Raw genomic sequence first — 24,351 nt, forward strand, 5'->3', positions numbered from 1 at the left:
AATCATCCGATGCCTCAAACGCTACCTCGCCCGCGAGCTCTACCAACTCATCACCGAACCCACCACTTGACATCCATAGGAGCATCTCGCTCCGTCGTGGTCGTCTAGGCGGGTAGTTCGGCATTGGATGTATGCCCGCCAGCGGCCGAGACTCGTGTCTGCGGCGCATTCGCTTCGACAACTCGGCTGAGTCGATGGCCGCACCTTCGCGCGGACGGAGACGGGCCGCGAACGTCGCATCTAAGACTCGCTCCGTCGTCGTCGCGAGTGGCTTGATCGGTCCTGCCGAGCGCACACCTTGGGTATGGATTCGCTCACCCTTGGAGTGCGCTCACCAGCATTTGGGTAGCTGTCGCCAACCCCTCCCGGCAGCGAGATTGGAAGGGCACCGAGAACCAGACGAAACCTGTGAGGGGATCACAATGAGCACACCGGCCGAATCGCCCGCCGACAACATCGTCCAGCTGCTGCCGCGCCTGCTGAATGCGGCCGCAATCGAGCAGCGTGCGGTCCCCAGCTACTCCGGGACGCTCGCCAACGTCGAGCTGGATCGTTGGGCGAACCGGCTGGCCCGAGTGCTGATCGCCCGTGGCGCCGCTGTTAACGCGCGGATCGCGCTGGCGATCGACCCGCAGATCGAAGCAACAGTCGCCGCATCCGCCGTCGTCAAGCTCGGCGCGACGCCGGCATCGGTTTCCGAGGATGCGACCACCGTCCCCGGTGTCTACCTCGGCATCACCACCAAGGCCCGCCGTCCCGAACTCAGCGACGCCATCGACTGGCTGCTTCTGGACGACCGCTCGACGCTGCAGCGCTACCTGGTCAGCTCCGACGCCCCGATCACCGATGCCGATCGGCTGACCGAGCGGAAGTCCGCCTGACCTGCTGTTCAGCCTGCGCGCCCGAACCTGCGGAGTTCGGGCGCGCTGCGGTGCCGTATGCCGGCCTGGAGGCGGCAGCGCCGCGAAACCACAAGGACGCCACCGATCGAACACAGTGTTGTCAATACGCCTTCGGTCGGCTCGGCGCCGATCCAAAATGAACTTGCTACTACGCGACGGTCGGGACCAGCGGTGCACAACCGCGTCAGACGTCAGAACACAGGTGTGCTTATGCAACAGCCATCATCCTCGAACAAAAAAGTCGGCACCGCAGCGCCCGATAGCGCGTTCCCGCTGTCGGCAGCCCAGCGCGGCATCTGGTTCGCCCAGCACATCGCTGGCGATACGCCTATCTCGATCGCACAGTACGTCGAACTGATCGGCGAACTCGATCTCGACGCGCTCGCCGCGGCCTCCCGGCAAGCCGGGCGCGAATTCGGGACCGGATACGTCCGGCTACTCGATATCGATGGTCAGCCGTACCAGCTCGTCGACACCACCTTTGTCGACCAACTCGCCCGCATCGACCTGCGCGATAAGCCCGATCCCGAGGCGGCGGCACATGCCTGGATGCGCGCGGAGTACTCCGCGCCGCTGGATCTGATGCACGACCGATTGGTCGCGGTGGCCATGCTGCGGCTGGCCGATGACCGCTGGTTCTGGTACTCGCGCATGCACCACATCGTGCTGGACGGTATGGGTGCGCTCGCACTGGTACAACGCACCGGCGAGATCTACAACGCCGCCATCGCGGGCCGCGAGGCGCCGCCCGCCAAGGCCGAACCACTGCAGAAGATCGTCGACGCCGATCTGGCCTATCGCGGCTCGGACCGATTCGACGCCGACCGCGAGTACTGGCGCGAGCATCTGGCCGGGATGGCCGATCCGGTCAATCTCGCGGGTCGCGAGGCCGATGTCGATGCGCCTCCGAGCCGAGTCTCGGGCGCACTGCCCGCCGCGACGGCCGAATTGCTCGATACCGTGGCGAAGGCGGCGGGCTCGAACGCCGCGCCGACCATCGTCGCCGCCTTCGGCGCCTATCTCGCCGCGATGACGGGTGCGCCCGAAGTGGTGCTGAGCCTTCCGGTTTCGGGACGCACCACGGCGGCGCTGCGCCGCTCGGGCGGCATGGTCGCCAATGTCGTTCCGATGCGGGTGAAGTTGTCACCGGCCACCACGGTCGGTGACGTGATCCGCGCCGCGCAGAGCGAGCTGACCGGGGCGCTGCGTAGACAGCGTTACCGGCAGGAGGACATCGTCCGTGATCTCGGCTGGTCTATGGACGAGACGTCGTCGTTCGGTCCGGCGGTCAATTTGATGATGGTGGACACCAGGATTCAGCTCGGCTCGGTCACCGGACGACTGCACGTGCTGACATCCGGGTTGATCGATGACGTGTTTTTCAATTTGTATCCGGGCGTGGGCGGCGAGAGCACCCACATCGATCTACAGGGCAACGGGAACCTGTACAGCACCGATGAATTGGCGGCACACCATGCCCGTTTCTCGAGGTTCCTGCACGCGTTCCTGGCCGCCGGACCGGATGCGCCGCTGTCGACCGTCCAGGTCGTCTCCCCGGAGGAGCAGGATCGGCTGGTGCCCGCGCGCGGACCCGAGGCTGTCGCACCGCGCACCCTCCCCGAAATCATCGCGGCCGGTGCCGCACTCGACCCGGAGGCGGTGGCGCTGCGCAGCGGCGACACCAGCATGACCTACCGTCAGGTCGACGAGTACACCAACCGCCTGGCCCGCGTGCTGATCGCGGCGGGCGCCGGACCGGAACACACCGTGGCGATGTCGATTCCGCGTTCGGCCGAATCCGTCCTCGCCACGCTCGCGGTGGCGAAATCCGGTGCGGCGTTCGTCCCCATCGACCCGACCTATCCCGCCGACCGGATCGAACATATGGTCGGCGACAGCGGTGTCGTCGCGGGCCTGACGGTGCACCCATCGCGAAAGTCCTTGCCGGACCGGGTGAATTGGCTGTTGCTCGACGATGACGCGACGGCCGAAACGGTGGACGCGCAGGATTCGGCGGCGATCACCGACGCGCAACGCCGCGGGCCGGTACACCTGGATCAGATCGCCTACATCATCTACACCTCTGGATCCACCGGACTACCCAAGGGTGTGCTGGTATCGCACCGCGGCCTGGCGAATTTGGTCACCGGTTCCGGTGCCGGATTCGGTGTCACCGCCGATTCGGTAGTGGCACACGCGGTTTCGCCGAGTTTCGATATTTCCGTCGAGGAGATCCTGGTCACCCTGGCGGCGGGCGCGACGCTCGCCGTCGTGCCGCCGGCGGCGTATGCGGGCGAGGAGATGGCCGAAGTTCTGCGCGCGCACCGGGTCACCCATCTCAATGTCACCCCGACAGTAGTGGGCTCGCTGGACCCGGCGACGCTGCCGGATCTGCACACGGTCGTCGTCGGCGGTGACGCATGTCCGCCGGAGCTGGTGACCACCTGGTCCGGACGAACGCTGTTGAACGGCTATGGGCCCACCGAAACCACCGTCACGGTGACCTCGAGCGGGCCACTGCGCCCCGGCGGGCCGGTAACCATCGGCAGCATCGTGCTCGGAGTCACCGCTGTCGTACTCGACCCGTGGTTGCGGCCGGTGGCCCGCGGCGCGGTCGGTGAGCTGTATCTGGCCGGCGCGGGCGTCGCGCGCGGCTATCACCAGCGCAACGGGCTGACCGCCAGCCGTTTCGTCGCCAACCCGTATGCGCCGGGTGAGCGGATGTACCGCACCGGCGATCTCGTGCGGTGGACCGCAGAGGACGAACTGGAGTACCAGGGCCGCAGCGACTTCCAGGTCAAGGTGCGCGGGTTCCGCATCGAACTCGGCGAGATCGATGCCGCGCTGCAACGGCATCCGGACGTCGACTTCGCACTCACCATCGGCACCGAGACCCCCACCGGAGCGACCGCGCTGGTGGCATACGTTCTCGGCAAGCCCAGCACCGAGATTCACCCCGCGGCGCTGAAAGCCGCTGCCGGTGAGACGCTTCCGGCCTATATGGTCCCCTCGGTCATCATGGTGCTCGACAGCATTCCGCTGACACCGCTCGGCAAGGTGGACCGCAGGGCCCTGCCCGCACCGGATTTCAGTGTCCGGGCGGTTGCAAGCCGGGCGCCGTCGACGCCGCGCGAAGCGGCACTGGCCGACTTGTTCGCCGATGTCCTCGGACTCGATACGGTCGGTGTCGACGACAGTTTCTTCGCACTCGGCGGTGACAGTATCGTCTCCATCCAGCTGGTCTCACGCGCGAAGGCCGCCGGGATCGGCTTCAGCGCACGAGATGTGTTCGAGCGCAAGACCGTTGCCGCACTGGCCGCGATCGCGACGGACGTGCGCGCGCAGACGGTCACCGAACTGCCCGGCGGCGGGGTCGGCGCCGTGCAGCTCACACCGATCGTGCACGCCATGGTGGAGCAGGGACCGACCTGGAACCGCTTCGGTCAGGCCGTCTTGATCGGTCTCCCGGAGGGTTTCGGCCGCGACCAGCTCAGCGCCGCAGTCCAAGCGCTGATCGACCATCACGATGTGCTTCGCTCCACACTGCGGCACACCGAGCGAGGCTGGGAGTGGATTGTCGCCGAGCGTGATTCGATAACTGCCGATGACCTGATCCAGGTAGTCGCGGCGGACGCGAACGCCGACGACAGCTACGAGCGCGAATTACGACAGGCGGCGGATCTGCTCGATCCCGAAGCGGGTGTCGTCGCGCGCTTCGTCCTGATCGAGCGGCCGGGGGCCGATCCACTGTGCTGGCTGGTGCTGCACCATCTGGTGACCGACGGCGTCTCCTGGCGAATCCTGCTGCCGGACCTGGCGATCGCGGCCGCGGGCGGCGCACTCGTGCCCGTCGGCACCTCCTTCCGGCGGTGGGCATACGGTCAAACGGAACAGGCGCCCGAACGGATGGCCGAACTGCCACTGTGGCAACAGATGCTGGCCACCCCGGATCCGGTCATCGGCTCGGCGGCACTGGATCCCGCGGTCGATGTCGTGGCCACCATGGGCCGGTGCCGGACCACCGTCGACCCGGATATCGCCAACACCGCACTGACCACGCTGCCCGACCAATTCCATTGCGGCCCAGACGATGTGCTGCTCACCGGACTCGCCATGGCGGTGCGCCGCTGGCGCGATCGCACTACCGCGCTGCTCACCATGGAAGGCCACGGCCGCTCGGAGACGCTCGTGCGCGGCGCGGATATCGCCCATACGGTCGGCTGGTTCACCAGCATCTATCCGGTGGCTATCGATGTGACCGGCATCGATCTCGACGACGCGTTCGCCGGCGGCGGCGCGGCGGGCACCGCGATCAAGACGGTCAAGGAACAGCTGCGCGCGGTGCCGGATAAGGGCATCGGCTACGGCATGCTGCGCTATCAGCATCCGGAGTCCGCCGCGGCCCTCGCGGACGCGCCGATCCCGCAGCTCAGCTTCAACTATCTCGGCCGTGCGCTCACCGGCGGGCACGCGGGAGCATGGCTGCCACAGCGTTTCGCGGCGACGCACAACGAGTCGGCGCCGCTGGCCGCGGTCGTCGATATCAATGCCGTGCTCACCGATGTCGGTCTGGAGGTCACCTGGGCCTACGCCTCACGGCTGCTCGACGAGGCGGATGTCGGTCAACTCGCCGAGCTGTGGTCGCAGGCGCTGCGGGCGCTCGCGGCGCATGCCGGCACACCGGGCGCGGGCAGTCGCACCCCGTCCGACTTCGAAATCGTCCCGGTGCGGCAACAGCAGATCGACAGCTGGGAACGCGCCTACCCCAGTCTTGTCGACGTCTGGCCGCTTTCGCCGCTGCAGTACGGTCTGCTCTTCCACGCCCGCTACGACACCGATACCGCCGACGGCTACACCGTCCAATCACTGCTCACCCTGGCGGGCACCGTCGATGCCGCCCGCTTGCGCAATGCGGCGCTGGCCTTGCTGGAGCGGCACGAGAACCTGCGCGTCGCCTTCGTCGAAACCGACGACGGTCCGCGCCAGCTCGTCCTCGCCGATGCCGAAATCCGCTGGCATGATATCGATCTCACCGATCTCACCGATATCGCCGACCTCGACGAACGCGACCGCGAACTCGACCGCCTCATCGCCCTCGATGCCCGCACCCGATTCGAACTCGACCGTCCCCCGCTGATCCGCTTCACCCTCATCCGCACCGGGACTGATATCTATCGGCTTGTCATGACCAATCACCACTTGGTGCTGGACGGTTGGTCGACGCCGCTGCTGGTCCGCGAGCTGCTGACGCTCTACGTCACGAGGGGCGACACCTCCGTACTGCCGCCCGCGCACTCGTACCGGGAGTTCCTGGCGTGGCTCGATGAGCAGGACAACGAGGCCGCGCTCGCGGCCTGGACGCAGTCGCTGGCCGGCGTGGATACGCCGACGCGCGCGGTCCCGTCGCTGGCCGGGATCGAATCGACCGAGGCCGGAATGATCACGCACGACCTGACCCGCGCGACAGTCGAGCGGCTGGAGACCACCGCACGCGAATCCGGCGCGACGGTTAATACGATGGTCCAGGCCGCATGGGCAATGCTGCTCGCCATGTCGACCGGGCGCACGGATGTGGTGTTCGGCGGCACCGTATCCGGTAGGCCACCGGAGCTGCCCGGTGTCGAAGAGATGGTCGGGCTGTTCATCAATACGCTCCCGGTACGGGTCCAGCTCGATCCCGCGGAGAAGGTCGCCGACCTACTGACCCGCATCCAGGCCGAGCAGGCGCGCCTGCTGGACCACCAGCATGTGGGGCTGGCCGCCATCCACCGGGCCGTCGGCCTCGCCGAACTCTTCGACACGCTCACCGTATTCGAGTCGTATCCGATCGACCGGGAGGCGTTGTCGCAGGCACTCGATATTGCGGGTATGCGGGTGCTCGATGTCGAGGGCACCGACGCGACGCCGTACCCGTTGGGCCTCATGGTCATTCCGCTGCGCGGCGAAGATGGGCACGACACGCTGCGCATCAACCTGAAATTCATGGCCGACCAGCTCGATCGCACGGCGGCACAACCACTGCTCGATCGCTTCGTCCGGCTACTGACCCAACTCGCCGACAACCCGAATGCCCTGGTCTGCCAACTGCAACACTGCGACGACGTCGAACTGGCCACCCTGCTGCCGGTGCGCGGCGCGGAATCGGTTCCACCGCAGACACTTCCGGACATCCTGTCGGCGGGCGCGCACATCGATCCCGACGCCATCGCGATCACCGCGGGCGATCTCACCATGAGCTATGGCGAACTCGACGCCTGGTCCAACCGCTTCGCCCGGGTACTGCTCGGCCGCGGTGTCGGTCGCGAGATCTTCGTCATACTCGCGCTCACCCGATCACTGGAATCCGTGGTGGCCGTCTGGGCGCTCGCCAAGACCGGTGCGGCCTTCCTACCGCTGGATCCGAGCTATCCGGTAGAGCGGATCGAGCACATGCTCACCGATTCGAAGGCACCGATCGGAGTGACCGTCACGGCGACCGGTGAGACACTGCCCGGCACCATCGACTGGCTGCTGCTCGACGACCTGAACACGATTCGACGGGTCATGCTCGTCTCCGACGCACCCATCACCGACGAAGAGCGCGGCGGCCCCATCAATATCGACCAGACCGCCTACCTGATCTACACCTCGGGCTCCACCGGTAAGCCCAAGGCGGTCCTGGTCAGCCATCGCGGCATCGCGAATGTGGCCACCGCAGAACGAGAGGCCCTCGAACTCGATCCCTCCATCAGTTCGCTACAGGTCGCTTCGCCGAGTTTCGACGCATCGGTCTACGAGCTGCTGATAGCGCATTCGACGGGTGGCCGTTTGGTGGTATCACCACCGGATGTCTACGGCGGCAGCGATCTCGAACATCTGCTGCGTGCCGAGCGGATCACCCACGCCATGATCACGCCGTCGGCGCTGGCCACGATGGAACCGACCGACCTGGCCGACCTGCGGGTGCTCGGGGTCGGGGGCGAGGCCGTCTCACCCGAACTGATCGACCGCTGGGCGGTCGGGCGGCGGATGGTTAATCTATACGGCCCCACCGAATTCAGCATCTGCGCCACCAGCCCCGCCGAACTGCTGCCGGGGCGACCGGTCAGCATCGGCGGGCCGATCCGCGGCGCGTCGAATCTGGTGCTCGATACCTGGCTGCGCCCGGTGCCGGTGGGCATCGCGGGTGAGCTGTACCTGGCCGGTCCGGCGCTGGCACGCGGTTACTTCAATCGGTTCGAGATGACCGCGGCGCGCTTCATCGCGAATCCGTATGGCGCGACCGGGGAAAGGATGTATCGCACCGGCGATATGGTCCGATGGGTCATCGGATCCGACGGCGCGCTCGAACTGGAGTACTTGGGCCGCAGCGACTTCCAGGTCAAGATCCGCGGGTTGCGCATCGAACTCGGCGAGATCGACGCCGTACTCTCCCGTGATGCGCAGGTCGAATACGCGGTGACCATCGGCCAGCCGGGACCGGCTGGCGCGACCGTGCTCGTCTCCTATGTGCTCCCCACCGCGGGCACCGAATTGGACGCCGAGCGGCTGCGTGACAAGGTGGCGGCCGAACTGCCGGGTTATATGGTGCCCAGCCATCTCGTCGTGCTGGACGAGATCCCGATCACCCCGGTCGGCAAGCTGGATCGCAAAGCCCTTCCGGTGCCGGACTTCTCGGTCGCGCAACGGTCGTATCTCGCCCCGCGCACATCCGTCGAGCAGGCCGTCGCCGCGGTCTTCGGCGATGTACTCGGCAGTGAACAGGTCAGCGTCGACCAGTCGTTCTTCGAACTCGGCGGCAACTCGCTCAGCGCCACGAGGGTTGTCGCACGGATCAATTCGACCCTCGGCTCGACCATCGCGCTGCGCGATCTGTTCGATGCGCCCACCGTCGCGCAACTGTCCGCGCGGGCGCTCCCGGCCACCGACGGCAAACCAGGCCGGTTCGCCCTCGCACCACGAATCAGGCCGGACCGAATTCCCTTGTCCCCGGCCCAGCAACGCATGTGGGTGCTCAATCGGCTGGATCCGACGTCATCGGCGTACAACATCGCGGTCGCGCTGCGGCTCACCGGCCACCTGGATATCGACGCGATGCGCCGGGCGATGGCCGATGTGATCGGCAGGCACGAGAGTCTGCGCACGCTGTATCCCGTCGACGCCGAGGGACCACGCCAGGTGGTCGTCGGCACGGAGGTGGCCGCGCCGCCCATGCCGGTGCTCGATACCGAAGACGGCGCACGGCTGCGCGCTCGGATCAATGAACTCGCTGGTACCGGATTCGATCTCGCCATCGAGCCGCCGGTACGGGTCGGGTTGTTCCGGGTCGTGGATCCGAGTCGTTCCGCCAGCGATGTGCCGGGGGCGGCGGAGCACTCCGCCGGCATCGCACCGGTCAGCGCGAGCCCGTCCGCTGGCGTCCCAGTGGTGTCGTCGGGTCTCGCCTCGGGCCTGGCTCCGGTGTCGTCGAGCTACACCGCGACGGTCTCGGATTCCATCGGTGCCGTACCGGCCGACGTGCACGTCGTCGTGCTCGTCGTACACCACATCAGCGCCGATGGCGCATCGATGGCGCCGCTGGCGGCCGATCTGGTCGCCGCCTATTCCGAGCGGGCCCGCGGGATCGAGACCGCCAGAAGGCCGCTCGAGGTGCAATACGCCGACTTCGCCCTCTGGCATCGGGAACTGCTCGGCAGCGAGTCCGATCCGGAATCGCTGGCGGCACAACAGATCCGGTATTGGACCGACACCCTCGCCGGTGCGCCGGATCTGCTGGAGCTGCCCACGGACCGCCCGCGCCCCGCCGTGCAATCGATGCGCAGCGCCGACCTCGATTTCACCCTCGACGCGTCATTGCACCGCGGCATTGTCGAATTCGCGGCCGCGAACAATGTCAGCGTCTTCATGGTCGTACACGCCGCGCTCGCGGTACTGCTCGCGCGGCTCGGCGGCACCGGGGACGTAGTGATCGGAACGCCGGTCGCCGGTCGCGGTGCCGAGGCACTCGACGAACTCGTCGGCATGTTCGTCAATACGCTCGCGCTGCGCACCCCGGTCGATCCGGGGACCGGGTTCCGCCAGTTCCTGGCCACCGTGCGGGCTGCGGATCTGGATGCGTTCGGCAGTACCGATGTGCCCTTCGAGCGACTCGTCCAGGTACTCAACCCCACCCGATCGACCGCACACCACCCGATATTCCAGGTGTCGCTGTCACTGCAGAACTTCGTCGAACCGGTCCTGGAACTGCCCGGATTGCGATTCGAGGTAGCGGATTTCGATCGCGCTGCTTCACAGTTCGACCTGACGCTCGATTTGCGCGAGCGCTTCGGCGCCGAGGGCCCGGACGGTGTCGAGGGCGTAGTGACCTATGCGACAGATCTTTTCGACGCGAGCACGATGGCGACCTTCGTCGCGCGGTGGCATCGCGTACTCGCCGCGGTCGTCTCGGATATCGATGTGCGTCTCGCCGATATCAATATCCTCGACGAATCCGAACGCACACAGCTGGTTCCGGTACGTGGCCCGCAGACCACGGGGACGACGACACTGGCCGAGGCACTCGCCGCATCCGCCACGTCGTACCCGGACCGCCCCGCAGTGGTCGCCGACGGCCGAACGACGACCTACCGGGAACTCGATGCCCAGTCGAATCAGCTGGCCCGGCTTCTTCTCGAATCGGATATCGGACCGGAAACCGTAGTGGCGCTCGGTCTTCCGCGCTCCGCCGAACTGCTCACCGGCATATGGGCCGCCGCGAAGGTCGGCGCGGCCTTCCTGCCGGTCGATCCGAAGCATCCGGTGGACCGCATCGATCACATGCTCACCGATTCCGGTGCGCGGGTCGGGCTCACCCTCACCACCTATCGGCCACTGCTGCCCGACAGCACCGAATGGCTCATCCTCGACGACACCGCATTCAGCGCCCTCCAGCAGGCAGCGAGCGATACCGCCCTCGCACCGAATTCGATCCATCCCGACCATCCGGCCTGGATGATCTACACCTCGGGGTCGACCGGAACACCGAAGGGGGTCTCGGTCTCACATCGCGGTATCGCCGATCTCATTGCCGCACAACGGGAATCGCTCGGCATCGACGCGAACTCCCGGGTATTGCAGGTGGCCTCACCGAGCTTCGACGCATCGGTATTCGAGGCAGTGATGGCTTTCGGGTCCGGTGGCGCGGCGGTGGTCACACCGCCCGAAATCTTCGGTGGCAGCGCACTCGCCGAACTGATCGCCGCCGAACAGGTCACGCATATGGTGATCACTCCATCGGCCTTGGCCACGATCGATCCCACCGAGATTTCGAGTGTACGGATGCTCGCGGTGGCGGGCGAGGCAGTCGGTGCCGAACTCGTCGAGCGCTGGTGCACCGACCGGACCATGGTGAACCTGTACGGTCCGACCGAATTCACCATCTGGGCAACGGGTTCCGCACCACTCGTCGCCGACACACCGGTCACCATCGGTGCGCCCATTCGCGGTGCCGCCGTTTTGGTCCTCGATGATCGGCTGCGCCCGGTGCCCATCGGCGTCGCGGGCGAGTTGTACCTCGCCGGACCCGCTCTGGCCCGCTGCTATCACGCCCGGCCGAGCCTGACCGCGTCGCGGTTCATCGCCAACCCCTTCGGTGAGCCCGGCGAACTCATGTACCGCACCGGCGACCTGGTGCGCTGGACCCGCGCCAGGGGGCAGGCCCTGGAGCTGGAGTACATCGGCCGCACCGACTTCCAGGTCAAGGTGCGCGGCCAGCGTATCGAACTGGGTGAGATCGACGCGGTACTCGGCCGCGCGGATGGGGTCGATTTCGCCGTGACGCTCGGCGTTCCCGGCCCCACCGGATCGACCGCGCTGGCGGCCTATCTCGTTCGCAAGCCCGGTGTCGAACTCGATATCGCGCGCGTACGCGCGGTCGCCGCCGATGCCCTGCCCGCGTATATGGTGCCCGCCGGCTTCGTCATCCTGGATGCCATCCCGCGCAACGCCGTCGGCAAACTCGACCGAAAGGCCCTGCCGGAACCCGAATTCGTCGTCGAGGAGACCGAATACCGCGCCCCCTCGACCGGGACCGAGCAGATCCTGGCACAGATCTACGCCGAACTTCTCCACCGCGACAGGGTCGGCGTCGAAGATTCGTTCTTCGCGCTCGGCGGCGACAGCATTCTCGCGATCCAGCTGGTATCCCGTGCGAAATTGCGCGGCCTCCAGTGCACGCCGCTGCAACTGTTCGAACATCGCACCGTGGCCGCGCTGGCTGCCGCCGTCGACGCCGGCGAATCGGTCGTCCGGCTCGACGAACTGCCCGGTGGTGGTATCGGTGAACTGCCGCTCACCCCGAATATGCGCTCCCTGGTCGAGCGCGGCGGTAACTTCGATCGCTGCATGCGGGCCGCGGTGCTGGAACTTCCGGTCGGCATCGAACGCGGCCAGCTGGTCGCCACCCTCGCCGCCGTGGTCGACCGGCACGATATGCTGCGCTCGCGGCTGTGGCAGACCGCGGACGGCTGGCACCTACGGATCGACGAGCCCGGATCGGTCGATGTCGACCCGCTGGTGCACCGCATCGAATTCGATGCCGCCGCCGACTCACTCGATCTGCGCGAATATGCCGCAATCGAACTGGATACGGCGGCGGATCGGCTCTCTCCAGCGAATGGCATTGTGCTGCAATGTGTCTGGCTCGATCCGGTCGGCGACGCCGGAGCCAGGACGAGATCGGGTCGATTGTTGGTGCTGGTGCACCAGATCGCCGTCGACACACCCTCGTTGCGAATTCTGGTGCAGGACTTGATCGCCGCTTGGGCACAGGTATCGGTCGGGAATGCACCGGTGCTGGCCGAGACCGGTACGTCGATGCGCCGGTGGTCGTACGCCCTCGTCGAGGATGCGCATACCGACCGCCGTATCGCCGAACTCGACTATTGGCGCGACGTGCTCACCGGTCCCGATCCGCTGGTCGGCTCCCGCGAGCTCGATCCGGCGATCGATCAGGCGCATACACTGCGCACGGTCGAACTCGAGGTCTCCGAGGAAGTAACCGACACGCTGCTCATCACTCTGCCTCGGCTGCTGCACAGCACCGGCACCGATACCTTGGTCGCCACACTGGCCCTGGCGTTGAATCGCTGGCGCGCACGCCACGATGTCGACGAACCAACGGCCCTGCTGCGCCTGATATCCGATGGTCGACCGGGGCATGCGATTCCGGGCGCTGACCTGAGTCGGACTCTGGGCTGGATCACCCCTACCTATCCGGTGCGGTTCGATCTGACCGAGATCGATATCGATGACGCCTGCGCAGGCGGCGTCGCCATGGGTACGGCACTGCGAGCGATCAAACATCAGCTGCTGGCCGTGCCGGACCAGGGCATCGGATTCGGTGCGCTGCGTTATCTCAACGACACTGTGGCAGAACAGCTTCCGTCTCGGCTACCCGGCCGGATCGGCTTCGAATACCTGGGTCGGCGCTCGGCCGACGACATTCCGGCCGGACTCGAAGGGCTCGGCTGGTCGCCCACCGACGAATTCGGTGAGCTGCGCGCCGACGAGCACCCCGATGTCCCGGTCACATCCGCGATCGACGTGACCGCGGTCGTCATCGACGATCGGTTGCACGCGAATCTCCGCTTCCCCGAAACGCTCCTGGACCGTGCCGAGGTCGCCGAGCTGGCGACTGTGTGGTCCGATGCGCTCACTGCGGCAGCCGATTTCGCGCAGACCCCTGCGGCGCAGCAGGCCGCCGCGGACGAAACGGCCGCCCTGGCGGCTCAGGCAGCGATACGCGAAACCGCCACCGCGCCAGCCGGACTCGGACTCGGCGTACTCTTGCCGATCCGGCTCGGCGGCACCGAACCCGCGCTGTTCTGCATCCACTCCTCGTCCGGAATGTCGTGGAGCTACCTGGGATTCGCGGAACGGCTGCGACCGGATCGCCCGATCTACGGTCTGCAAGCACCGGATCTCGGTGGCGAACCGTCGGCGCGTTCCATCGAGGAGGCCGCCGACCGGTACATTCGCGAAATCCGCGCCGTTCAGCCGAGCGGGCCGTACCACCTGCTCGGCTGGTCCTTCGGCGGTCTCATCGCACACGCGATTGCGGCGAAACTGCAGGCAGCGGGCGAATCTATCGGCGTTGTCGCGCTCTTGGACAGCGACCACGCCGATATCGATGGCGACACCATCGAACGGCTCTCCGCGGGCGCGTTCGTCAATACCTTCGGCTCGATCTTCGGCATCGACGACGTTCCCGCCGAAGCCACCGCCCACGAAGCGGCCGACCTCATCAAGGCCCGGCTGGGTATGGAAGTCATCGATGCCGAGATCATCGAGCGAATGGCCAATTCCTACAACGCATCCGCGCGCACCCGCACCGGCTACCGCCGCCCGGTCTACCACGGCGACCTGCTCTATTTCAGCGCCACCGTGGACAGCTCCGATATCGTCGGGCCGGACGGCTGGCGGGCCTACGCCTCCGGCCGAGTCGTCAACCACGATATCGATGTCGCCCACAACGACCTGACCTCAGCGCACGCGCTCTCGATCATCGCGCCGGTGCTCGATGAGCATCTCGCGGCGACGCCGACACCGGAGCTTGGCACATGACCTGAATCGCCTGTTCCCCACTGGTAGCGGTCGGCACCGCGCAGTGTCGATGGTTCGCTGGCTGGCGCTCGGTCACAGCTCGTTCCCAGCCGAGGCCCACATACCGCTGAGCCTGCGTCCATAACGTCACGGTCGAAAGCTGACCGCGACCACAGAAGAACGACGCAGTGAGCGCATGGCCCGCGCACCGCAGCGATGGCGACGTACACGAGTACAATCTCGGACTCGCACACGAGATGAAGATGATGTCGCGCCCTGGTCTTCTTCGGCGCCGCCGGGGCGGTAAGAGGAGGGAACGCGAGGCCACCGGCGTGTCCACACCGCCCGATAATGGCCGGAAGCCCAACGGGAAAAGACGCGCCTACCGGCGCAAAGCCGGATAGACGGCGGTCGAGCGTGCACCCATGGTCGATTAGTGCACGCTCGAAGTCAGATTTCTGTCGGTCGGTCGTGCGAAGATCCGCGGTATGCCTCCTCAGCGCACTCCCATCCAGGAAGCGTGGCTGACCCTGGACATCGTGGCATCGCGACTGGACCGCACCGCCTACCGCCGTACCCACATGCCGTGGGTCGAAATGAACCTCCTGGCAACAAAGGTGCGCGAAGCCCGCGAGGTCTTCATGGTGGAGCTGACCGGCGACAACAAACCCCCTGGGTAGTGGCCCGTCGGTGCTGTTGATTCCCGCCGATCAGCACACCGCTGCGCCCGATCCGGTCCCCTTCCGGATCGGGCACACGCGCCACTGTCTTGCGTCAACCTCCTGCAGGATCTTCCTGGTCACAAGGTTGACGCCACGGCTGGCGAGACCACTCACGACCACTCGGTAATGCCGAGTTCCGTACATTCTGAGGGACAGTCAGGGTGTGTCGGCACAATCTCTGTACTCAGGTTAGTGGCGGATCACCTCACCGAGCCGCGGCAGGACGAGTCGTTTCCAACTGCGCTCCGTAGCGTTGCGTACCATCTTCTGTCGACGATCTTCGATGTCGAAACCTGTCTGCGTCAACAGAAGTCGTGTGCCCCGACCCTGCGGCTGCAGCGTCCAGTCGACAATCCACCGGGCGGGATGCTCAGCCTGCGGATACATCCAGCTGTACGTCAACTGCTTGCACGGCCGGGCCGCCAGCACCTCGCAGATAATCTCGTTGATCGATGAGTCCGGGATGGTGAATCGGAAGTGGGTTCCGACCGAGGCGGCGAACCCGGTCGGTCGAAGCAGCCATCGCTCCAGCAGGTCCGGCTCCGTCAACGCGCGCCATACAGCGTCTGGTGGCTGTCGGAAGAAGCTGCCGAGCTCAACTGCGGCGGGATTCAACTGTGGATCAGCAATCACCGGCTCACCACCTCAACGAGGGGCGAGACTGCCCGGCGATGCTCAATTCGCCTGGCCTTCCTTGTGTTTCGCTTCCATTGTCGCGGCGAGTTGCGGCTGCTCGGCCTCCATCTTCTGGACGTAGGCGACCGCATCGCCGACGGTTCGCAGGCTCGCCAGGTCCTCGTCGGGGATCTTCACCTCGTACTTGTCCTCCAACTGCACGGCGATCTCCACCAGTGACAGCGAGTCGATGTCCAGATCGTCGACGAACGACTTCTCGAGCACCACCTCTGCAGCGTCGATGCCGGTCACCTCCTCGACGATCTCCGCGATGCCGGCGACGATTTCTTCCTGCGTGGTAGCCACGAATCACCCTTTCCTCGGTGCACAATCACCTATCCGCATCGGCCGGAGGCCCTGTGCCTCGGTGGGGTCGAGCGGCAGTCCCAGTACGCTAAAAGCTCCAGTGGGGTGGAGGTGCAACAGACTGTGACGGACGACACACAATCCGATGTCCTGGTGAGCATCGGGGAATTGGCGCGCAGCACCGGGCTCGCGGTGCGAACGATCCGGTTCTACTGCGACGAAGGCATTTTGGAATCCCAGCGCAGCGCAGGCGGGCATCGGATGTTCGACGCCGACACCGCCACCGAACGACTGCTATTGCTGCGGCGGTTGCGCGCGCTCGGTCTCGGGCTGAGTTCGATCATCGATGTGCTGCACGGCGAACGGTCGATCGCCGAAGCCATCGCCACCGAAAGTGCGCGACTCGATATCGAATTCAAGTCGCTGGCGTGGCGGCGGGCGTCACTGCGGGCCATTGAGGCAGCTACCCCGACGCAGCGAGCCGAGCGGCTCGCGTTGCTTGCCGCCGCGCAGGATGGTGGCGTCGTGCACGATTGCCTCGTCCAGTTCTGGCGGCGCATCCTCGCACCGATACCCCGGACCGACATCGACATGTGGGTGTACTGGAATGTCCCGGAGCCGCCTGCTGATCCGTCCATCGACGAGGTCGTCGCGTATGCCGAGTTGGCTGCTCTTGTCGCGGATCCCGACATCAATGGTGCCGTACGACAGCAATACTGGCGAAATCAGTCGGAGCTGATCCGCGACCGTCGAGGACTATACATCGACGTAGACGACGTGTTGAGAGACGTGGTGCCACTCGTATCGCAAGGCGTGCGACCGCACGCCGGAAGCGAACTCGATCGGTTCGTCAACGCCCATGCTCGCGCGCGAGGGGAACGTGATTCCCAGCGTTTCCGCGAGCAGTTGCTGATCGACGCAACCGATTCCGACTACCGGATTCACCGTTACTGGGCTCTGACAGAACAGTTCTTCGGAACTCGTGTCACTGTAGGGCCGACCCACGACTGGTTGTACAACGCGCTGGCTCACTCCACCAACCTCGCCGATGCACAGGCACCCCAACCAGCCTTCACTCCCATGAATTCACCACGCTGATCCACGTCACCGACGCCATCCGTCGTACCTGGCCGCGCGCACTCTCATGCCGCCTATCGCGCGTTTCCCAACGGCCACGCGGCCGCACCGTGAGGTTCGACGGTCGGTCGCCGAGTCGCGGGATCCGGACAGGACCCTGCGACCAGCTGTGCCGCCCCCTCACCCCCGGGCTCCTGTCGTCGCGATGCCAGGGACGAACGCAGTTGCCGGTCATCGTGTCACATCGATAGACCACACCGTGCCGATCGCGCACACCACGAATACCGGCACCCTCCGAATAGCGGTGGCGTCAGGACTGCCGGACAGTGCAGAACGCAAATACCTACCGTCCCTCAGTTGAATAGGTAAAGCGGTTGCGGGACAGTCGAACTCCGCCAGCTGGCCGGCCTGCCCGTCGGCATCGAGACCGACGGGCCGAGCGCATAGGAACGCACGATAATGCCGAATACAGGATGGTTGTCCCACCCCATGACTCGGCCATCTTACGGTGGAATGATGAACCGGTGCCTCGCCGGCAGTTCCTGGGTCGAGCACGCACTCAGGGTGAGTTCGGCGGCCCGCTCAGGTTGGCCCTACTTCTCCTGCTGGCCGAGCACCTGCAGAACATCGCTCGGCGCGGCCGCCAGCGCCGCCGGGTCGAGGGAGGCCGCCGTGACGTGCGGGAGGTGGACGATGACGTCGTATGCCTTCAACGCGTTCACCTCGGAGTACCAGGGACCGAATCGCTGCTGGGAGGCGGCCCGGACGGCGTCCGCATCGGCCGGCGACAGCCGCCTGAGGTCGGTCGCGAACGGCCCGTCGCCGCTGGCCTCCATGAGTGCATCGAGGCTGCCGGGATCCGGCGCTCCCAGGTCGGCGAACAGTTTGCCGGTGTAGAAGTCGGCGTCCGTGTTGAGGGTCTGCCCGGTGCCCGTGGTCTGGCCGATGACTACGTAGTCCTCGCCGAGGCGGTCGGCCAGGTGCACTCCGGCCGTCGTCACCGCGGCTACGCCAGGCATATCGAGGGGCTCGCGGGAGATGTGGCCGTTGTGGGCGCCCAGCACGATCCGGCCTTTGCTGCGCAGGATCAACTCGACCGTGTCGGCCATCGCGGCGTCCCTCCTGAGCATCAGCTCGAGCTGGTCACCGCCGATCATCGCGCGGGCGGCCGTGTCGAGGGTGACAGTGAGGCGCATCGCGTGCAGCGCGCGTTCGTAGTCCTCGGCCGAGGTCCGCCGGACGTAGTCGGCCCGGTGCGCCTTCATCCGCTCGAGCAGATCGGACAGGCCGGCGGTCAGTGCATCCTTGGTTTCGGTCGAAAGCTTCCCGAGGGCGGCAACGGTCGCAGGGATCGAGAACGGTGACGGCGCCGCGAAGGCGAGGATCTGCTCCCGGAGCGTGGGGGCCACGTCGAACGCGGGGTCAGCCTCCGCGAGGAATCCGATGACGGCGTCCAGGCCGGGCAGCAGTGACGCGTTCGAACCCGGCAGGTCGATGCCGTAGAAGCCGATCGGCCGCGCGGCGGTCTGGTTGTAGTTCCGCATCCATTCCAGCTGGTCGCGCATCTGGGTCCACAGCCCCATCAGCGAGGAGATGCCGTTGGCCATCACGGTGCCGATTCCGTCGACGTCACCCGCGCCGCCCCGGATCCATTCATCGGTCAGCCGTCCCTCGACGAACCCCGACTCCATCGCATAGGTGCTGAATCCGTGCCGCTCGACCAGGTACCGCAGCAGCCGGTGTCGCAGGAGGTAGGACTCGGCGTTGTAGTGGGCGCTCTCGCCGATGGCCACGACCCGCGCATCGCCGATCACCTCGTCCAGCCAGTCCAGATCATCCAGCGCCGCTGCCGGGTCCAGCGTGCGCAGTGGTCGTATGGCCGCACTGCTCAGCCGTGTCTGCGTGGTGGTGTTCTCGGTCACCGTCTATCCCTCTCCAACGTTTCCAATATTGGAAATGGTACCAGATATGGGATAGTAGGGTGTGGATATGCTCGATCTCCTGCTTCATCCGGTGCGGCTGCGCATCGTCTACGCGTTGTCCGGTGGGCGCACGCGCACCACTGCGGACCTGTGCGCGAGCCTGCCCGACATCCCGAAAACCACCGTCTACCGACACGTCGGCCTGCTGGCCGACGGTGGCGTGTTGGACGTGGCCGACGAGCAGCGGGTGCGCGGAGCGGTCGAGCGCTACTACCGGCTGCGCCAGGACCGGCCGACGATCGGCCCTGAGGCGGGTGAGTCGATGTCACCCGACGACCACCGCCATGCTTTCGCCGCGACCATGGCGGTCCTGCTCTCGGAGTTCAACGCCTACCTCGACCGGCCGGGCTCCGACCCGTACGCAGACAAGATCGGCTACCAGCAAGGCGTCATCTGGCTCAGCGACGAGGAATTCACCGAGACGGCCGGCGAACTGCAGAAGGCCCTCCGGAAGATCGCGGAAAATGGTCCAGGCCCCGGACGCCGCCCGCGCCTCATCAGCCTGATCCAGTTCCCGACCGCGGAGCCGACCGACGACTCCCCCGATGGGCTGCCGGACCAGGAATAGCAGGTCCGATGGGTCGGACGATGGTGGGTAGGTAGTAGCCCGCGATACAAGTGAGCAGTAATGGCTCCTCTTTATGTCAAGAGGCGGTTTGTAGTTGGTTAGGCTGGGTGGTGGTGAGTCCGGGTTGTGGCTTGTCCGAAGGATCGGTGTTCGGGGTAGAGCCGGTCGCGCTGGAGTCAGTAGTCGCCCCTGAGTGCCCTCCCGGGCTCGCCGTGTCTCGTCGTCGCTGGTCGGTGAGCATCCGCTGGTAGACGAGGTTGGACAGGCGCCGTTTCAACGCGCGCATCGCTTCCATGGAGGTCTTCCCAGCGGCTTTCTTGCTGTCGTAGTAGACCCGGCCTGCCGTTGGGTTACGTAGTTGGACCACGGCCATGATGTGCAGGACATGGTTGATTTTCCGGTTGCCGGCGCGGGAGAGTCGGTGTCGCTGCTGCTGACCGGAGGAGGCGTCCAAGGGCGCGGTGTCGTTCCAGGACGCGAACCGGTCACGGGAGGCGAAACGGTGGATGTTGTCGGTATCGGCGAGAAGCCGTGCCGCACCGGAGGGGCCGATGCCGTGCAGGTCCATCAGGGTCGACCCGCGCACGATCACCAGCTGTTCGAGTTCTTTGTCCGCGGCTTTGGTCTTCCGGTCGACGACCTCGAGATCGTCGATCAACTCTGTCACCAGCCGCAGCCGCAGCCGGACTGTGGCCGCGGCATCGCCGGGTTCGACAGCCTCGGCCAGGGCGCGAGCCTGCATCGCGGACAAGAATCTCTTGGCGCCACCGGGTATCAACTCCAGCAGCAGCCGGTGGATCCGGTTCAGCAGTTCGGTGCGGGCACGACCGAGTTCGTCACGACGATCGACCAGCAGACCCAACGCGACCAGCTCCGGGTCGGCCTGTACACGACGCAGATTCGGTGACCGCAACGCTGCCAGCGCGACAGAATGCGCATCGACCGGGTCGGTCTTGCGGCCGTTGCCGATGGCGAACACGCGCACCTGCGCCGACAGTTTCGCGGGCACGTCGATGACGGTCTCCCCGTCGGCGACCAGCCGGTGCGCCACATGCCGACCGACACCGTTGCATCCCTCGATCGCCCACACACGATGCGGGAATCGTTGTGCGGCGGTCAGCATTTCGTTGTATCCGGCGGTATCGGTGCCGTAACGGCCGGTAGCGAGGATCTTCGCGTTCGAATCGATGATTTCGATGGTGGCCGAGCGTTTGTGCGGGTCCATTCCGATGATGACCGGCATCGGTATCCTTCCAGATCGACGGAGAGGTATCCGTGCGAGAAGGCACCGCTACTTCGAGCCAGAGCAGGCCCCTTTCCAGCCACGCCCGCACGGTAACCCGGTGGGACGCAAGCCATTAGCGAGCCACACCGATACTGCTGGCGGGCAGCCGCTTAGTGAGCGTCTGAGAACTCGTCGTAGAACCCGGGCTGCCCGTCGTCGCGGGCCAGCATGCGACTGAGTATGGGATGGCGGCCGCACTGTCCGTGGCTGGTCTGCGTCGGCGAGCAGGGAACCGCGCCATCTGGATGACGCTCCTCGGCCGGTGCATCGGCCTGCTCCTCGGCGGCGCGGTCACCCGCTACTACGACCGCAAGGAACTCCGCTGTGCCTCCACCACACGCCACACGCCACACGCAGTAGGGATCACGGTCGCCTACGAGCAGTTGGTGGCGAGTGGCGCGCCGCGCAGGGCGGAGTCGATCAGCTGTCGTAGTGCGCCGTCGACAGGCTCATCGGCGTGGGAGACTATGCGGCCGGGGCAGAACGACTGAATGCTGGCATTGGTTGCGCCCGGCAGCGGATTCTTCTCTGCCCCTGCGCTTTCGGAGAAGAGGTGATAGGCGATCAGGCCCGGCGGCACAGCCGGATCCGCGTTGAGCCGGGTCAAAAACGGAGAGCCCGGGATCATATCCCGACAGCCCGGTGACACCCCAGCGCACACCGACGAGAGATCATCGCCTTGTTCCGGGGTGCCGTAATCGATATAGCTTCCGACCGAGTCCAGTCCGCCGAGGAACTTCACGTAATCACGTTGCGCAAGACCACCCATTGAGTGACCGACGAGATCTACCCGCCGAGCGCCGGTCTGCTGCCGGATGTCGGCAACCTTGTTGGCCACCGCCTGCGCTGAGTCCGAGATCGCCTCTGTCCCACTGGGATTCCCGAGCAGCACCATCGCAAAGGCGTCGTAGCCCTGCGAACCGAGCCATGCCCGAAGGCTTTCCAGCGTCCCCTGGTCCGCGGCGATCCCCCCGATCACCAGCACCGGATCCCGGTCGCCGCCGGACGCGACAGCCGCCGTGGCATGCGCTGCGACCAGTCCGATTGCCACATACAGCATTACGACGCCCGAGCGTGCGATTCGTGCGAGGGAATACACCGACCTGCCTTCAAAGGAGCACCCGACCACAATTCCCATCCGACGTTAGCAGTCGAGCCCCGTGACGCCGCCGCCAGCGTGCGAATCAGCCATCCCACGACCAGGAGTCGACCCGAAACGCCGAATTCTCCTGCGTTACACCGACCATCACCTCCCGCACAGCCTGGCCGAAAGCATCAGGGAAGGTCGCGACGGATGGAAGCCGATCAGCCCTGACCCGCCCGAGTCGCGTCGGCAGGACTCGACGTCCCACTAAAGTGAGTGTCCAGGAACTCCGGCTATGGGCGGGTGAGTCGTCGTGACATTGTCATGATCATCGCGATGGCCATCGACGGTGACCTCGACCTGGAAGTCCAACGCCCACATCTGATCCGGAAACGACGCCCTCAGGCGCTGGTTGCGGCTCGTCCCGACACGGCGCTTCTTGCGCACCCGGCTCCGTCTCTTCAATCCTTCTTCACGCCAGAGTCGTTGTGTCCGTTTATGGTTGGTGACCAGTCCTTCCCCGCGACACAACGCATGCGCTCTGCGCCAACCCCACCGCGGATACTCGCGCGAGATCACCCGCAGCCGAGCCCGCAGCGCTGCTTCGGCCTCGACGACCGCCGGCGCACGGCGTTGCACCGACCGCGACTGTCCGGCCACCCGGCATGCACGGCGTCGAGACACCCGAAACCGTTGCTGCAGGACCACCACGGCCCTGCGGCGACGATCCGGATTCAGTAGTTTCCCCGGTTCAGTTCCTCGAGCATGTCGATGTCGAGGGCCTACTCGGCGACCATCTTCTTCAACCTGGCGTTCTCGCGCTCGAGCTCCTTCAACCGTTTGGCGTCGTCGGATTTCATGCCGCCGTACTGGGACTGCCAGAGATGCGCTCTCACCGCGGCGGACGCCTGCAAGTGTCGAGAATCCATCGGTTCTTGAACACCTCCCCAGGGCGGCCGGAATCTCCCGACCAGTCCCGCCAGAGCGTTGCGACGGGCCTCCCGCCCAACCAAATTCCGCACATGCTGCGTGGCGCGCGGATCGAAACAGCCACGCGCCTTGCCCAGAGATCAACTAGCTGACCTCATCTCGGGAGTCGAGCGTCGGCTGGACATCCACTACTACGCGCACAGCGACCTAGGATCTGCTGCGTGACCTTGTGGACCGGCACAGGTCGGTCGAATCGATCCGCTCCGGTCGCCGACGGCCCGACTTGATCACCGGCGACCGGGACTGACCATCGAATCCGGTCTACAGATTCAAGTCCGGGCTGTAGATACGAGCGATCCCCTGGCCGCCTTTGGTGACTTCGGTGAAACTGCGATAGCGATGCCCGGGTTTCGCCAGCGCCGTGTCCACAGTCAACGGTGGGGAGGGATACTTGCCGTTCAAGCAATGAAATGGGCCGCTGGTTGCGACCTGCTCGTTCGCCCCGGTCTCATACGCGTTGTAATCCACAATGGTCACGACCATGGTGCAATCCGATTCGGGCGTGATGTCGCCAGATTTGATCGTGAGGCCGCCGAATGCCCTGGGTACCCCATTCTCGGCGTAGATACATGACTCTACTTCTGCGGAGCCATCGCTCGACAGATATGAGCCCGAGCAGCTGTAAGGGCTATCCGGGGCCGCAACAGCGGTAGGTGCGAACAGGAGTAACGGTGCCGCACTGGCACAAACGCAAGACAGGACACGTGATAACGAACCAATGGACATGTAAGACCTTTCGATATCAGAAGCATCAGATCCTCGACGAATGATCTTGTCCACCTTATGTGTTGCAACCCCCACAGGCCACATCACGGTACTTACCGGGTCTCGCAGGCACGTACGTCGAGGTCTGGGTGGTACCGCGCGCTCATGCCACGTGGGGCGCGTTCACACGAACGTCCGCTACTGCTGTTGCGACACGAGGTCACACGATGCGAGTGAACTCGCAGGTAGGAGGGCCGAATTTGGTTTCGGCTGTATGAGTTTCGGGCTCGTGCTCGATGCCCGGCCCCGCTCTGACGTGCGTTGCTGGTAACGGCGGGGTGCGAAGCTCAGGGAAACGCCGAAGGGCTCCCGTGCCATCCGGGGGGCCACGGGTTAGGGGCAATGCCGCGCAGTTTGGGTCCTGTCCGGTTTGTCAACCGGGCAGGATGTGGATGCTGATCTGGGTTTTGTAGGTGTTGCGGTCGATGTTGCCTT

At 65.7% G+C, this 24,351-nt stretch carries 13 protein-coding genes; 5 read left to right on the forward strand and 8 right to left on the reverse strand.

The genetic code is table 11. From position 1 onward, the window contains the following. Window positions 1-422: 422 nt before the first annotated feature. The 3 genes from AB0J29_RS34800 (at window position 423) to AB0J29_RS34810 (ending at window position 15,142) form a co-directional block, all read left to right on the forward strand. Entirely contained in the window at window positions 423-881 is a 459-nt protein-coding gene (locus AB0J29_RS34800) for a hypothetical protein (protein ID WP_364795064.1), read from the forward strand. A gap of 231 nt (window positions 882-1,112) precedes the next feature. Then, complete coding sequence (locus AB0J29_RS34805) at window positions 1,113-14,483, forward strand: amino acid adenylation domain-containing protein (protein WP_364795066.1); 13,371 nt, start codon at window positions 1,113-1,115, stop codon at window positions 14,481-14,483. A gap of 467 nt (window positions 14,484-14,950) precedes the next feature. Further along, a complete protein-coding gene (locus AB0J29_RS34810; RefSeq protein WP_364795068.1) occupies window positions 14,951-15,142 on the forward strand; it encodes a hypothetical protein in 192 nt (63 codons plus the stop codon). Window positions 15,143-15,373: 231 nt separating this feature from the next. On the opposite strand, the gene AB0J29_RS34815 is transcribed toward AB0J29_RS34810, so the two are convergent. After that, window positions 15,374-15,799, reverse strand: a complete 426-nt coding sequence (locus tag AB0J29_RS34815) for an SRPBCC domain-containing protein (protein ID WP_364795070.1) — start codon at window positions 15,797-15,799, stop codon at window positions 15,374-15,376. A 60-nt stretch (window positions 15,800-15,859) separates the two neighbouring features. Further along, window positions 15,860-16,165, reverse strand: coding sequence for a meromycolate extension acyl carrier protein AcpM (acpM, locus tag AB0J29_RS34820; protein WP_364795072.1), 306 nt, complete (start codon window positions 16,163-16,165; stop codon window positions 15,860-15,862). A 123-nt stretch (window positions 16,166-16,288) separates the two neighbouring features. Here acpM and AB0J29_RS34825 point away from each other — a divergent pair, with 123 nt between their 5' ends. Further along, window positions 16,289-17,263, forward strand: coding sequence for a MerR family transcriptional regulator (locus AB0J29_RS34825; RefSeq protein ID WP_364795074.1), 975 nt, complete (start codon window positions 16,289-16,291; stop codon window positions 17,261-17,263). 572 nt (window positions 17,264-17,835) lie between these two features. Here the strand turns inward: AB0J29_RS34825 and AB0J29_RS34830 are convergent. Next, entirely contained in the window at window positions 17,836-19,164 is a 1,329-nt protein-coding gene (locus AB0J29_RS34830) for an erythromycin esterase family protein (protein ID WP_364795076.1), read from the reverse strand. A 67-nt stretch (window positions 19,165-19,231) separates the two neighbouring features. Here AB0J29_RS34830 and AB0J29_RS34835 point away from each other — a divergent pair, with 67 nt between their 5' ends. Then, window positions 19,232-19,792 carry a helix-turn-helix domain-containing protein gene (locus AB0J29_RS34835; RefSeq protein WP_364795078.1) on the forward strand — a complete coding sequence of 187 codons (561 nt, stop codon included), beginning with the start codon at window positions 19,232-19,234 and terminating at the stop codon, window positions 19,790-19,792. Between the two features lie 76 nt (window positions 19,793-19,868). Here AB0J29_RS34835 and AB0J29_RS34840 read toward each other — a convergent pair whose 3' ends face one another. The 5 genes from AB0J29_RS34840 to AB0J29_RS34860 form a co-directional block, all read right to left on the reverse strand. Then, complete coding sequence (locus AB0J29_RS34840) at window positions 19,869-21,035, reverse strand: IS110 family transposase (protein WP_364795079.1); 1,167 nt, start codon at window positions 21,033-21,035, stop codon at window positions 19,869-19,871. A gap of 415 nt (window positions 21,036-21,450) precedes the next feature. Next, window positions 21,451-22,137, reverse strand: a complete 687-nt coding sequence (locus AB0J29_RS34845) for an alpha/beta hydrolase (RefSeq protein ID WP_364795080.1) — start codon at window positions 22,135-22,137, stop codon at window positions 21,451-21,453. Window positions 22,138-22,428: 291 nt separating this feature from the next. Continuing rightward, window positions 22,429-22,872, reverse strand: coding sequence for an IS3 family transposase (locus AB0J29_RS34850; RefSeq protein WP_364795082.1), 444 nt, complete (start codon window positions 22,870-22,872; stop codon window positions 22,429-22,431). A 71-nt stretch (window positions 22,873-22,943) separates the two neighbouring features. Further along, a complete protein-coding gene (locus AB0J29_RS34855; protein WP_364795084.1) occupies window positions 22,944-23,090 on the reverse strand; it encodes a transposase in 147 nt (48 codons plus the stop codon). Between the two features lie 322 nt (window positions 23,091-23,412). After that, the gene (locus AB0J29_RS34860) at window positions 23,413-23,634 is read right to left on the reverse strand and encodes a hypothetical protein (RefSeq protein WP_364795086.1); all 222 of its coding nucleotides are present in this window, start codon (window positions 23,632-23,634) and stop codon (window positions 23,413-23,415) included. Window positions 23,635-24,351: the final 717 nt, after the last annotated feature.

Source organism: Nocardia sp. NPDC049707 (genome assembly GCF_040674855.1).
GTDB lineage: Bacteria > Actinomycetota > Actinomycetes > Mycobacteriales > Mycobacteriaceae > Nocardia.

Excerpts from the sequence above, each read along its gene's own strand:
- AB0J29_RS34800 (WP_364795064.1), top strand. The coding sequence starts at position 423 with ATGAGCACACCGGCCGAATCGCCCGCCGACAACATCGTCCAGCTGCTG.
- AB0J29_RS34805 (WP_364795066.1), top strand. The coding sequence starts at position 1,113 with ATGCAACAGCCATCATCCTCGAACAAAAAAGTCGGCACCGCAGCGCCC.
- AB0J29_RS34810 (WP_364795068.1), top strand. The coding sequence starts at position 14,951 with ATGCCTCCTCAGCGCACTCCCATCCAGGAAGCGTGGCTGACCCTGGAC.
- AB0J29_RS34835 (WP_364795078.1), top strand. The coding sequence starts at position 19,232 with ATGCTCGATCTCCTGCTTCATCCGGTGCGGCTGCGCATCGTCTACGCG.
- AB0J29_RS34840 (WP_364795079.1), bottom strand. The coding sequence starts at position 21,035 with ATGCCGGTCATCATCGGAATGGACCCGCACAAACGCTCGGCCACCATC.
- AB0J29_RS34845 (WP_364795080.1), bottom strand. The coding sequence starts at position 22,137 with ATGCTGTATGTGGCAATCGGACTGGTCGCAGCGCATGCCACGGCGGCT.
- AB0J29_RS34855 (WP_364795084.1), bottom strand. The coding sequence starts at position 23,090 with ATGGATTCTCGACACTTGCAGGCGTCCGCCGCGGTGAGAGCGCATCTC.
- AB0J29_RS34860 (WP_364795086.1), bottom strand. The coding sequence starts at position 23,634 with ATGGTCGTGACCATTGTGGATTACAACGCGTATGAGACCGGGGCGAAC.